This window comes from Streptomyces sp. NPDC058964 (assembly GCF_042741275.1).
In the GTDB taxonomy this organism is placed as follows: domain Bacteria; phylum Actinomycetota; class Actinomycetes; order Streptomycetales; family Streptomycetaceae; genus Streptomyces.
Window position 1 is genome coordinate 1 of the sequence record NZ_JBHYKH010000286.1, and the last position, 11,420, is coordinate 11,420.

Sequence of the window (11,420 nt, forward strand, 5' to 3'; positions counted from 1 at the left end):
GCGCACTGGGGCGGGGTGCGCCCGGCCGTTATCGCCGGGGGGGGGGCGCAAGGACTGCTTCGCCATCGGTCGGGTGAGGGCGAGGGTGATGGGGGAGTCAGGGTTTGTACCTGAGCGGCTGATGGCGCGTACTGCGGGGCAAACGACACCTCCTAGCTGCATGTTTTCATATTCATCACAAGATCGTCACGAGTGCTGCACGGTGCGCGACCTTCTGCGTAAATCGCTGCTCTCCACCTGACCCGTGGCACGGAACTCGGCCTCAACCGCAAAGCCAGCAACCGAGGAAGAACCGTGCCGACAAGGTTGCTTGCAAGGCCACCGATGCACCTCGTGCGCGTCGTGACCTGAAAGAAGGAGAGACACCACATGGGCAAGCGCGTAGCGCTGTCTATTGCCGCTGCGCTCGGAGTCATCGGCTTCGTGGCTCCGGCGGCTTATGCCGACGGCGGCTCCGGCGACACCGAGATCCTGGGTGTGAGCGTCAACAACGGTTCGTCTGTCGTCATCGGCACCACGTACGCGAAGACCTTCGATGTGACGATCTACGGCTACGACGACTCAGGCCTGCTTTCGGCGGACACCACCCTGGAGGGCCCCGGCGCGGGGTACGCCGACGACGAGACCATTTGTGAGACCGACAGCGAGTGCACGCACTCGTTCACCTTCGACCCCCGGGTCGACCTGGACAACAGCCAGGCGGGTACCTGGTATGTCGGCTCCTGGGTGGACGCTCTCGACGACGACTACCGATGGGACGAGCGCATCGACACCTTCCCCCTCAAGCGCGCGAGCACGCTGACGACGAACGCGTCTCCGGAGCCGGTGACCAAGGGCAAGACCCTCACCGTCACGGGTACGCTCAAGCGCGCGAGCTGGGACGATTACCAGTACCACGGCTACGCCAGCCAGCCGGTCAAGCTCCAGTTCCGCAAGAAGGGCACCAGCACCTACACCACCGTGAAGACGGTGAACACCGGCAGCGCCGGCGCTCTGACGACCACGGTCACTGCTTCCACCGACGGGTATTGGCGGTGGAATTTCGCCGGCACCACGACCACTGGCGCCAAGGCCTCCACCGGAGACTACGTCGACGTGCGGTGAATGTCGCGCGCCCGGGCCCGACCATCAATCCCGGGTGCGCGGCACCACCCCCCGGCCCGATTTCAGGGCAGGCGGCGAGGGTCGCATGACCGATGTGTCCCGCCCCCGGTTGCACTGCGGCGGCCGCACGGAGAAGTCAGTGTCCCCGGCCCGGTGTTGCGCACCGGCGCCCCACGCTCTGTGGACGCCCGACATCCCCGCATGCCCTGCCCGCCGGGCGTGCCCGGCGCGGGGAAGGACTTCGAGACGTGCTCGATACGGGCGGCGCTGCACCGCCGTGGTGTCCTCGGCAGCCTTGGCGAGCGTGGTGGCCGTGGTCGTCACCTCCTGGGAAGTCATCGGAGCCGGTTGTCGTTCGACGTGTCGTTACTCGGCGCCGAGACCGGCGTCGTCGACCTCGTCCTTGCCCTCGGCCTTGAGGACCTTGCTGAGCGGGGTGAGGTCGTAGATGCCCTTCAGATTGGGCTTCTCCAGGAGACCGGCCTTGACCGCGTGCTCGGCCTCGGTGTTGAGGGTGGAGGCCAGCGGGTCGTCGAGGAAGGTGATGGACTTCCAGGCCGGGTCGATGACGTCAGCGGGCAGCGCCTTGCCCGACAGCTTCTCCAGTGCCGCGTTGGCGGACGCCTTCGCCTTCTCCGGGTTGGCGTTGATCCACCCATTGGTCTTCACCGAGCCGCGCAGCACGGCCTCGACGACGTCGGGGTGCTCCTTCAGGAACTTCTGCGACACGATGATGTTCGTGATCACGAACTTCTTGTCGGGCCACAGTGTGGACTCGTCCAGCAGCACCTTGCCGCCCTCGGCGACCAGCTTGGATGCGGTCGGTTCCGGCACCCAGGCGCCGTCGATGGAACCGGCCTTGTAGGCGTCCGGCGTGATCTTGTTGTCCGTGCGGACGACGGAGACGTCGCCCTTGCCGCTCTCTGCGTCGATCCTCCAGCCCTGGTCGGCAGCCCAGTTGAGGAACGCCACGTCCTGGGTGTTGCCCAGCTGAGGCGTGGCGATCCTCTTGCCCTTGACGTCCTCCAGGGACTTGATCTTCTTCGGGTTGACGACCAGCTTCACGCCGCCGGAGGCGGAACCGCTGATGATGCGCAGGTTCCTGCCGTTGGACTTGGTGTAGCCGTTGATGGCGGGGGAGGGGCCGATCCAGCCGATGTCGATGGACCCTGCGTTCAGCGCCTCGATCTCGGAGGGACCGGCGTTGAAGGTCGAGGACTTGATCGTGGTACCGCCGAGCTCCTTCTGGAACAGGCCCTCCTGGACACCCACCAGCGCGGTGGCGTGCGTGAGGTTGGGGAAGTAGCCGATCTTCACTTCGTCGGCGGAGAGCTTCTTGGCGTCCGCCGCGACCCCGGACTGTTTGTCGTCGTCCTTGGCCGAGGAACCGTAGCCGCAGGCGGTGAGCAGAAGGGGAAGCGCGGCTATGACGGCGATGGTGCGCAGGGTGGTGAGCGGTCTCGCGGCAGACACGGACGTGTCCTTTCAGGAGGGGGTGATCAGGGAGGAACGAGAGGTGAGACGACTGCTTGTCGGCACGCACCGACACTCCACTCCTTGAGCGGCGACGCCAGGCATGGCGTCGCGGGATGAGAAGTGGAACGTGGGGGGAGTGGTCAGCCGTGGGCGTCCGCTCCGCCGACGGGGCGGAGAGAGCGGGGAAGCAGTGCTGATTCGGAGAGACTCAGGTTCTGTGGCGTCAGAAGGCCCGACAGATGGCACTGGACGTACGACCGAGGTCGATGTGACGACGCGAGGTCAGTGGGGGCAGCACTCGGCCTGCGCGCTCGAGCGTTCCCACGGCCACCCCCAGAGATCCCTAGTTTTCCTACCTGGCTAATAGGGATCGTGGCAGAACGTCGCGTCCATCCCAAGGGGTTGTTCGTATGATGGACGTCGCTGGCTCACGTCATGAGATCCGCCGTGAGTGGCCCAGCGTGTCAGGGATTTACCCAGGCGTCCGGGGCGTTGGCCAATGCGGACACCTCGGCCGGCAGCTGGGCCGACGCGACGTCGGCGAGCGACACGCCTTCAAGGATCTCGCGCACGTTGGACCGCAGCGCGATCCACAGGGGGAGCAGCGACTGGGCGGGGCCGGTGTAGGACAGCTCCGGGGGGCGGACCCCACGCACCGAGACCAGCGGTCCTTCCACGGTGCGGATGACGTCGGCGATGCTGATGGACTCGGCAGGCCTGGCCAGCCGGTAGCCGCCGTTGCCGCCCCGCCGGCTGAGGACAAGACCGCCGCGGCGCATGTCGTTCAGGATGCTTTCGAGGAATTTGTGCGGGATGTCCTGAGCGTCGGCGATGGCCTCGGCCTTCAGTGGACCGTCATCCCGTGACGCGGCGAGCTGCAGCGCGGCACGTACCGCGTAGTCCGCCCTGGCTGAGATCCGCATGTGCGCATTATCCCGTACTGACTCGGTGCGGTGTCCCTGCCCGGCAGCCGAGGCACTCAGACCGCGGCGGGTGTAGGACTGGCAGGCGCTGCTTGATCTCGTGCGGTCGCAGGGGTGGTCGTATGAGTACTCCGAGGACGCTGTCGCGGTCCGGCTGCCGCGAACTGCAGACATGCTGGCCCGCAGCGAGGGCGCCGACGCGTTGCTGCGGATCTGGCCGGTCCCCGGATTCTTGGATCTTTCGGGCGTATGAGGTCCGCTCGATCCACTTCGATGTGGATCTGCGGGAGTTGCAGGGGCAGATGCGCGTCGGTGTGCTGTGCTGTTTGCTGCGGGTGATCGGGCGACGGCTGGGCGAGCCGGTGTTGGTGACCGCGGAGTCGGATCCGCTTCACCCGGTTCTCGGCTTTGATGTCGCGGCCGACCGAGTGGCGCTGCTCGCCGAACCGGAGCTCAGGTGAGCGCCACTGGCCGGGATTCATAGAAGGTTCGGTCTCGGAGCGTGGCGAAGAGGACATCGGCCCGGCGTCGGGCCAGGCAGAGCAGGCTCTGGGTGTGGTGCTTTCCCTGGGTGATCTAGTTTCCCCTTCTGGAGGGCTGTTCGCCGCGGATCGATGAGTCCGGGCTGCGGGACGCCGGGGCAAGGCCGGTGTAGGCGGCGATGTCGCCGGTGTCGATCACGTGCAGGCTCCTGCATCACGCTTTCGTCCGGTCCTGGCACGGCACCGAGCTGCCACATCCACGTTACGGAGAGCTCTTGAGGTAACTGTGACAGTCGAGCTGCGGCCCGGGTTGGGCTGCTGTCAGGCTCGGCGCCGACGTTCCGGCATGACCCCCAAGGTAGGGGGCGTCGGGCCTTCGAAGACGTGGCTGATGTCCGCGTGGTGAATTTCCCCAGAGCCGAGTTCTGATCCCGTAGTCCGGGGCCTCTCGGTCAGACAGGCACGACGAACGGAGGGTGCGCACCGTTGAGGAAGTAATCCCCGACATCGCGGAGTCGGTGGGCGGCGGGCTGGTACAAGGTGTGGGTCCGCGCGTTGCGCCAGAAGCGGTCGAAGCCCAGCCGCGAGGACGCGGAGCGGGGGCCGATGATGTCGAGGGCGCGGGTGGTGGACTCCTGCGCAGCCCTGGAGGCGGCGGCTTCGGCCATGGCCACGAGGACGGAGATCTCCGCGTACTCGTCGTAGGTGAGGTCTTCGCCGCGTGCCAGGCCGTCGTGCACGGCTTCCAGCGCCTGGTCGGTGAGTGCGGAGGCGGATCGGGCGAGGACGGTGAGTTCTCCGTAGACGGTCAGCACCTGCGGGTCCTGGGGCGGGCCGGCCGGCCAGGCGGGATGCCGGGGTGAGTGGCCCGCCCTGCTGTAGTCACGGGCTTCGGCGAGCACTCCCTCGGCCATGCCGAGAAGGAGTTGGACGGAGAGGAGACGTCCGACCGGCGATGTGAGAGCAGCCAGGGGGGAGAGGACGTCCTCGTCCGCGGACAGGGAGCCAAGTACGTCGTGGGCGGCGACCGGCACGGCGTCGAACTCCACGCTGCCGCCGCCCGCGAGCCGCTGGCCGAAGGTGTCGGCGTGGCCGTCGATCCTCACGCCGTGATGGGCGGGATCGACGACCACGGCGAGTGGTTCGCCGGTGTCGGCTCGTACGGCCCGCACCGCGAGGCGGTCGGCGACGAGAACGCCGGTGGTGTAGCTCTGCCGACCGTCGAGCACATAGCCACCGGGTTTCCCGGCCAGCGTCAGGGGCAGTTCCTGACGGGCGAAGCCACCACCCCAGCACCACTGCTCCGCCGCGGACTTCCGCTCGACGTGAGTGGCGAGGGCGGGCTCGGTGAAGAACCGGGCGCTCCACGACAGGAAGTAGTGAGAGCCGAGGAGTTGACCGATCGCGCCGTCGGCGGCGGCGATCTCCCGGACGACGGTGTAGGCCGTGGGCCAGTCCGCGCCGCCTCCCCCGAGCTCGGCCGGTACGAGGAGCGTCAGCAGTCCCGCTTCACGCAGCCAGGACACCTCGTCGAACGGGGCCTTGCCTGCCTGCTCCCTGGCCACCGCGTCCGTGGCCAGGTCGTCCGCCGCCTCGCGGGCCACGCGCAGCCAGTGCGCACGGCCGGGCCCGGTCCGGTCGGATTCCGAGGCGGGGTCGGACAGCGCACTGGCAACGCCCATGGCGGCGGTCTCCTCAAGGTCGGTGGCAAGGTGCGGTGTTGGGGCTCTCTTGCAGGTCGGGCACGTACTTGTAGCCCACGCGCCGCACGGTGACGATCCGGTGCCGGTGAGCCGTGCCGAGCTTGCGCCGCAGCCGCGCGACGTGGACGTCCACGGTGCGGCCGTCGCCGATATGGTCGTAGCCCCAGATGCCGGCCATCAACTGTTCCCGCGAATGCACCTGGTGGGGGTGCAGAACGAGATGGGCCAGCAGCCCGAACTCCAAGTAGGTGAGGTTGAGTTCGCGTCCGTTCAGTTCTGCGACATGCTGCGCGGGATCGATGCGGACGACGCCGTCTCCCATCTGCTGCACGGGAGGTGAGCCCGTGTAGGCGACCGGTCGGATCTCCGGCTGTGGCACGTCCTTGGCGAAGAGCTGGGCGGGGTCGGTGCCCTCGGGGACAAGCACGAGATAGCCGACGAGGCGTGCGGAACCGTTTCCCTCATCGCCTTCCTGCGCGGTGTCGATCACGAGGCGGAGATGGGGCATGTCGGGGAGTGGTGAATCCGATGGAGTGGCCTGGGCCGGGAGTGCCGTGGTCATGGCGGTCGTCCTTCGGAAGTACGTCGCATCAGGCACAGTGGGTGGGTTCGCCTGATCGCCTGAGGTGAGAGGGAAGGAGCGCAGCGGCACGCACAAAGCGTGAGCCGCGTGCCTTACACGCGACAGCAGGCGGCGCTGACGACGTGACCAAAGTCGACATGCCGACGACGAACGAGTCGCTGCTGCGTGTGGGACATGTGCATCATCCTGCGCACCGGCGGGGCGGGTCGTCAATGCTTCCCTAGTAAATCGATGGGAAATATAGGGAATACGGCATCGCGGGTGGACTCACCGGTCACCGCCGATCACCGGGGCGGGCCTCGGGCACGGTCGCTCTCCAGTCGGGCATGGAGCGCGGCCAGATGGCTCCTGAGCCCTAACGGGGGTGCAAGCGGGTGTGCAGGGCGCGGGCGGAGCTCCGTCGTAGTGGCGCTCGACAGGAGGTTCTCCATGGGAGGCAGATGCGGGCGTCGGAGGCAGGACCGGTGCGCGACCGTCAGATCGCCTGTGTGCTGGCTGTCCGGACGGATGTCACCGCCCACCCGTTCGATGCGAAGCCCGCGGCCCCGGTCCGCAACGGGTCGGTCGGCTGCCGGCCGCGGCCTCACAACCGCCGGCCCGCGGTTTCGGTGGCAGCCCTGGCCGCTGGCCTCGGAAGGGCTGGGCCTCGTGCCTGGCTCACGGGTCGCACAGCGGGTCCATTTCGTGATTGCACGAATACCCGACCCGGCCTCGCTAACACGGGTTGTCGCACAGTCACTCCGTTGTCGCCGTCGACTTGCACACCTCTACAACAGCGATTGGTCTTGACTCATGGCGACCGGTGCAGTTCCGGTCTGTTCGAACCGGCAGCAACGGAGACGTGGTGGGCCTGAGGATCTCTCATATTTGTTCATTCCATGGCTCGCGCGTCCTAGCCGTGACCGGGTCTGTGACGCTCACCCTCGTGGGCCTCACTGCGACGGTCGGCCCAGCCGCTGCGGCCCGCCCCGCGTCCGACGTAGATCAGGCAACGGTGGTCCGCGACTGGAACGCCATCGCCACTGAAACGATCAGTGCCAGTCTGGGCCCCCGGCCTTCGTCGCAGGTCACGATCTGGCACGGGTTCGTCTCCCTCGCCGTCTACAACGCGGTGGTGGGAATCACGGGAGGTTACGCCCCGTACAAGTGGCCGGAGCGCGGGCCCTCCACCGCATCCCCCGAAGCGGCTGCCGCAACAGCCGCGCATGACCTCTTGCTCACCTACTTCCCCGCATTCAAGCCCCGGCTGGACAGCGCCTACGCCAACTCCCTGGCCGCGATTCCCGCCGGCCGGGCGAAAGACCAGGGCGTGACCTTCGGCAAACATGCTGCCGAGCGCATCGTCGAACTCCGAAAAGCAGACGGCCGGTTCGCCGACGTACCGTTCACAAAACCACCGGTTCCCGGTGTCTGGCGCCCCACCCCGCCGACATTCCAGCCCTTCATCGATACCTGGCTTGCCAAGCTTCGCCCACTCCTGCTCACTTCCCCGAGCCAGTTCCGCCCTGGCAGCCCGCCCGCTCTCACGTCGGCCCGATACGCCCAGGACGTCAACGAGGTGAAGAGCATGGGGGCGAAGACCGCCCCCAGCAGGACCCCGGAGCAGACCCAGACCGCTCTCTTCTTCAGCGGCAATCTGGCGGCGCAGCTCCAGTCCGCCTTCCGGGACTACGCTGCACGTCACAGACTGGGCATCGCACAGACAGCGCGACTGTTTGCCGCAGTGAACGCATCGGCCACCGATGCTGCCGTCACCGGGTGGAACACGAAGCTGTACTACGCCAGCTGGCGGCCGATCAGCGCCATCCGCCTGGCCGATACCGACGGTAACCCAGCCACAGCGGCAGATTCGGCCTGGGAGCCACTGCTCCTCACACCGCCGCACCCCGACTACGTAGCCGGCCACACGACCGTCGCTGCAGCCGCGATGCGCGCGGCCGCAAGTGTCCTCGGTACCTCGCGCCTCGACCTCCGCGTGCCCTCTGAGATCACGGGCACCACGAGGTTCTACGAGTCCACAGACGACTTCAACAGGGACGTGATCAACGCCCGCGTGTGGGGTGGTGTCCACACTCGCACGGCCGACATCACCGGTTGCCGGGTCGGCGACCGGATCGGCACCTGGGCACTGACCCGCTTCTTTCGTCCCACGCAGGCCGTCGTCTCGCCCACCCAGCAGTCGACTCCTCCGCCCAGTCGATGTGACTGAGTGCCAATCTCAGCCTACCCACCGAAGTGGCGAACCCGGCCTGCTCGTCCTCCGCGCAAGCCACGTCGACACCGTGGCCCACCGTGCCGGCCTCAACTGAATACGCCACTGCCCCAGTCCAGACGGATTGACCGCCGTCCCGACCGGGGCAGCATGCTGCGCGAACCCGCTCGCCGGCCAGGTCACCGAGCTCGCCCTTCAGCTTCTGAAGCGCTCGGGCGATTTTGGATGTTGTTCACGTCGATGACTGCCGACAGCAGCGGCGGGTGGAAGCCTGTGTCGCCGGCCAGCTAACGCAGGGCCTCGGAGTCCCTTCGGGAAGCAGGAACCGCCCAGCCGGTCCCTGGTCTGAGGAAGTGACCACCCAGACCGTGGTCGAGGCCAACAGCCCGCAGAAGCCGCGTTGCCTGGCGGGGCCGGGGAGCGTTCGCGGAAAATGAGTTGGGCGGCACGCCGCCCGCTTGGTAGCGTGCGGAACACCGTGACAGGCCGCTAGGAGGTGAGACCCGTGAACGCTGTTCTCAAGTGGGTGCTCCCCCTTTCCCGCACGGTGCGCGAGTGACGTAGGTGTCCTCGGGAGTGCCTCGACCGACAAGGCACTCTTGAAAGGCCATCACTATGAACACATCGCATTTCTCCTCGGGTACGGGGGAGCGCCCGGTGACGATCACACGGGTCGCGGAGACGCAGTGGCTCGCCGTCGAAGACGACCGGGAGGCCGGGCGCGGCGACGCTGTGCGCAGGCCAGACGGGCGGATGTTCGTCAGCATCGATGCGTGGCAGGGCGCGGTCTTCGACCGGCTCGCCGCTGCGATGGTGGCGGACCTGCCGACCCCGCTGTACGTGGTGGTCGGCGAGACGGACCGCGAGGTCAAGGCCGGTTGGGAGCGGGCTGGTTTCACGATAGGGCGCCGGGAGCGGGAGTACGCCGTGCCCACCGACCCACGGGTCACCGGGCTGGATGCGGTGCGCCTGCCGTCGGCTGTGACGATCGTGCCCGCCGGCGAGGCGCAGGAGGACCGGCTGTGTGTGCTGGACCGGGCGATTCGCGACGAGGTCGAGGCCACGGTCGGGTGGCAGACGATGCCGGCCGAGGTGTTGCCCCGCCCTGCTGGGGTCACGATCGTAGACCCGTCGAAGTACGCGGTCGCGGAACTGTCCGGCCGGTACGTGGGGCTGATCCGGGTGGCGCCGGTCCCCCGAAGGCCGCGGATCGGGCTGATCGCGGTCCTGGCCGATGCGCAGCACCGGGGCATCGCACGGGCGTTGCTGGCCCACGCGCTGGGTTCGCTGCACCGCTCCGGGGCCGAATCGGCATGGGCCGAAGTGGACGAATCCAACGCCGCGGCCGTCGCGCTCTTCGAGGGTGTCGGCGCCCGGTGCACGGGCGGAAATCTGGAGTTGGTGCGCCTTTGAGGCGCCGCCACATCTCAGCGCGTCCCCGCGTTTTCACAGAACTCGACTCTAGGAATGAGTGATTTGCCGAAAAAGTCAGGCGGTCTCGAAATGGAGGGAACCGTCGTCGAATGCCTGCGCAACGCCACCTTCACGGTGGAGCTGCAGAACGGGCACAAGGTGCTCGCCCACATCAGCGGGAAGATCCGGAAGAACTACATCAGGATCCTCCCGTACGACCGGGTGCTCGTGGAACTGAGCCCGTACGACCTCACCCGGGGTCGGATCCTCTACCGGTACCGGACGTGAGCGCGATCCCCCCGCCTCGGTGAGGCATGGGGCTCTTGGCCTCGGGGCGCGTGGCCGCGTGCCTTCGCGGGTGTGTGCTTCCGCCTCCCGTGGTTCGGCTGTGGAGTGTCGCCGGTCGAGCGCGGGAGGTGTGTGAGGGGGAGGGGCTCATCGTTGCAGGGTCAGCCAGGCGGCGTTGACGTGGAAGTGCGCCGAGGCCAGGTGGGGCCAGGGCGGAGGCTTTGCCGCCGGCGATGACCTGCTCGACGACGGCCTGGTGGCGGGCTTCCGCTCGGCCCGGAGGGTCTGGGCGGGGCCGTCGGTGAAGAACGGAGGTAGCGCCAGATGGGGAACTGGGACTCCGCGCGGAGGATACGCAGGCCGGTGCCACCGCCCTGGCGGGCGGTGGCCCGGGCCTCGGCGGCGAAATCCGGGGCGCCGCGGGAATCGGCTGCCTTGCTCCGGCGCATCTGCACGATGGCGATCACCGGCCGGGAGGTGGGGGTGTGGATGGCGGGGAGCAGGGGACCCAGCGTGCGGGCGCCCTTGAACCGGCCCTACTGCGCACTCGCGCTGTTCTGCGCCCCGGTCAGCTTCACCTTCTTCCGCTCCCGGTGTGAAGCCCGGCGCCGTTCGGCCAGCCGCATCACCGGGACCGGCCCGGCATACGCGATGAGATTCGGGGCATCGTGCGCGGCGGGGACCCCTGCGAGCTTGAAACCGACGACCTCGACCGTGCCGTAGGTCCTCGACCAGTCGATGCAGTTGCCAGCGGTGAACTGGTCGCCGATCTCTACGCCGTCGACGATGTAGTCGACGTACCCGGAGTAGGCGCCGGCGCAGATTCCGTACGAGGTCCAAGTCGGCGAGAAGGACTTGAAGCCGGTGGAGTGGAAACAAGCGGGGAAACCGAGGTATTTGGTCCAGATCCGGAAGTAGTTGGTGTGATTGCCACAGGTCACCGGGGATACCGAGGCCTCCGGGGCGGACTGGCCGGCCGGGACGGCTCCTGCTTGGGCGGTGGCGGCGGTGGCGCATAGGAGTGCGGCGCCGAGGAATGCGCCGAGCCCGTGGGCGACGCGGCGGAGCGGCATTGCAGTGTGCATGATGTCTCCTTGAACCCAAGAGAGATAGGTGCGGTCGAAGAGACCGCACACAGGCAGGGCGGGGGTGATCGGAGGCGGCCGATACCATTCCCGCCAAAGTGGGTTGTGATGATGCGGCAGGCGGTGGACGACGACGCGAGCGGCCGTGAGG

General features: G+C 67.7%; 11 protein-coding genes and 1 pseudogene. 5 read left to right on the top strand and 7 right to left on the bottom strand.

Annotated features, from left to right (window positions below; genetic code table 11):
• The first annotated feature begins 369 nt into the window (after positions 1–369).
• Positions 370–1,104: a calcium-binding protein gene (locus ACFW2E_RS29130; RefSeq protein WP_384470047.1), complete on the top strand. Its 735-nt coding sequence runs from the start codon at positions 370–372 to the stop codon at positions 1,102–1,104.
• A 366-nt stretch (positions 1,105–1,470) separates the two neighbouring features.
• Here the strand turns inward: ACFW2E_RS29130 and ACFW2E_RS29135 are convergent, their stop codons facing one another.
• The 3 genes from ACFW2E_RS29135 to ACFW2E_RS29145 form a co-directional block, all read right to left on the bottom strand.
• Positions 1,471–2,577 (bottom strand): aliphatic sulfonate ABC transporter substrate-binding protein, encoded by a 1,107-nt coding sequence (locus ACFW2E_RS29135; RefSeq protein ID WP_384470048.1) that lies wholly within the window; start codon positions 2,575–2,577, stop codon positions 1,471–1,473.
• Positions 2,578–2,803: 226 nt separating this feature from the next.
• Complete coding sequence (locus ACFW2E_RS29140) at positions 2,804–2,911, bottom strand: putative leader peptide (RefSeq protein WP_384470049.1); 108 nt, start codon at positions 2,909–2,911, stop codon at positions 2,804–2,806.
• Between the two features lie 133 nt (positions 2,912–3,044).
• Positions 3,045–3,503: an RrF2 family transcriptional regulator gene (locus ACFW2E_RS29145; protein ID WP_384470050.1), complete on the bottom strand. Its 459-nt coding sequence runs from the start codon at positions 3,501–3,503 to the stop codon at positions 3,045–3,047.
• A 275-nt stretch (positions 3,504–3,778) separates the two neighbouring features.
• Here ACFW2E_RS29145 and ACFW2E_RS29150 point away from each other — a divergent pair, with 275 nt between their 5' ends.
• Entirely contained in the window at positions 3,779–3,964 is a 186-nt protein-coding gene (locus ACFW2E_RS29150; protein ID WP_384470051.1) for a hypothetical protein, read from the top strand.
• Here the strand turns inward: ACFW2E_RS29150 and ACFW2E_RS29155 are convergent.
• The 3 genes and pseudogenes from ACFW2E_RS29155 to ACFW2E_RS29165 all read right to left on the bottom strand — a co-directional run.
• Positions 3,957–4,172, bottom strand: a pseudogene (locus ACFW2E_RS29155) (IS110 family transposase); the annotation flags it as partial. The gene ACFW2E_RS29150 and the pseudogene ACFW2E_RS29155 sit on opposite strands and share 8 nt — an antisense overlap.
• A gap of 265 nt (positions 4,173–4,437) precedes the next feature.
• The gene (locus ACFW2E_RS29160) at positions 4,438–5,667 is read right to left on the bottom strand and encodes an acyl-CoA dehydrogenase family protein (protein ID WP_384470052.1); all 1,230 of its coding nucleotides are present in this window, start codon (positions 5,665–5,667) and stop codon (positions 4,438–4,440) included.
• A 13-nt stretch (positions 5,668–5,680) separates the two neighbouring features.
• Positions 5,681–6,250, bottom strand: coding sequence for a winged helix-turn-helix domain-containing protein (locus tag ACFW2E_RS29165; protein ID WP_384470053.1), 570 nt, complete (start codon positions 6,248–6,250; stop codon positions 5,681–5,683).
• Positions 6,251–7,196: 946 nt separating this feature from the next.
• On the opposite strand from ACFW2E_RS29165, the gene ACFW2E_RS29170 reads away from it, so the two are divergent.
• The 3 genes from ACFW2E_RS29170 to infA all read left to right on the top strand — a co-directional run bounded on the left by ACFW2E_RS29170 (position 7,197) and on the right by infA (position 10,184).
• The gene (locus ACFW2E_RS29170; RefSeq protein WP_384470054.1) at positions 7,197–8,480 is read left to right on the top strand and encodes a vanadium-dependent haloperoxidase; all 1,284 of its coding nucleotides are present in this window, start codon (positions 7,197–7,199) and stop codon (positions 8,478–8,480) included.
• A 618-nt stretch (positions 8,481–9,098) separates the two neighbouring features.
• A complete protein-coding gene (locus tag ACFW2E_RS29175; protein ID WP_384470055.1) occupies positions 9,099–9,896 on the top strand; it encodes a GNAT family N-acetyltransferase in 798 nt (265 codons plus the stop codon).
• 63 nt (positions 9,897–9,959) lie between these two features.
• Complete coding sequence (gene infA / locus ACFW2E_RS29180) at positions 9,960–10,184, top strand: translation initiation factor IF-1 (protein WP_384470056.1); 225 nt, start codon at positions 9,960–9,962, stop codon at positions 10,182–10,184.
• A gap of 536 nt (positions 10,185–10,720) precedes the next feature.
• Here the strand turns inward: infA and ACFW2E_RS29185 are convergent.
• Positions 10,721–11,269, bottom strand: coding sequence for a hypothetical protein (locus tag ACFW2E_RS29185; RefSeq protein ID WP_384470057.1), 549 nt, complete (start codon positions 11,267–11,269; stop codon positions 10,721–10,723).
• Between the last annotated feature and the right edge of the window lie 151 nt (positions 11,270–11,420).

What these genes read in the sequence shown, in the direction of transcription:
- ACFW2E_RS29185 (WP_384470057.1), bottom strand. Translation starts at nt 11,269, where the DNA reads ATGCACACTGCAATGCCGCTCCGCCGCGTCGCCCACGGGCTCGGCGCA.
- ACFW2E_RS29130 (WP_384470047.1), top strand. Translation starts at nt 370, where the DNA reads ATGGGCAAGCGCGTAGCGCTGTCTATTGCCGCTGCGCTCGGAGTCATC.
- ACFW2E_RS29160 (WP_384470052.1), bottom strand. Translation starts at nt 5,667, where the DNA reads ATGGGCGTTGCCAGTGCGCTGTCCGACCCCGCCTCGGAATCCGACCGG.
- ACFW2E_RS29165 (WP_384470053.1), bottom strand. Translation starts at nt 6,250, where the DNA reads ATGACCACGGCACTCCCGGCCCAGGCCACTCCATCGGATTCACCACTC.
- ACFW2E_RS29175 (WP_384470055.1), top strand. Translation starts at nt 9,099, where the DNA reads ATGAACACATCGCATTTCTCCTCGGGTACGGGGGAGCGCCCGGTGACG.
- ACFW2E_RS29145 (WP_384470050.1), bottom strand. Translation starts at nt 3,503, where the DNA reads ATGCGGATCTCAGCCAGGGCGGACTACGCGGTACGTGCCGCGCTGCAG.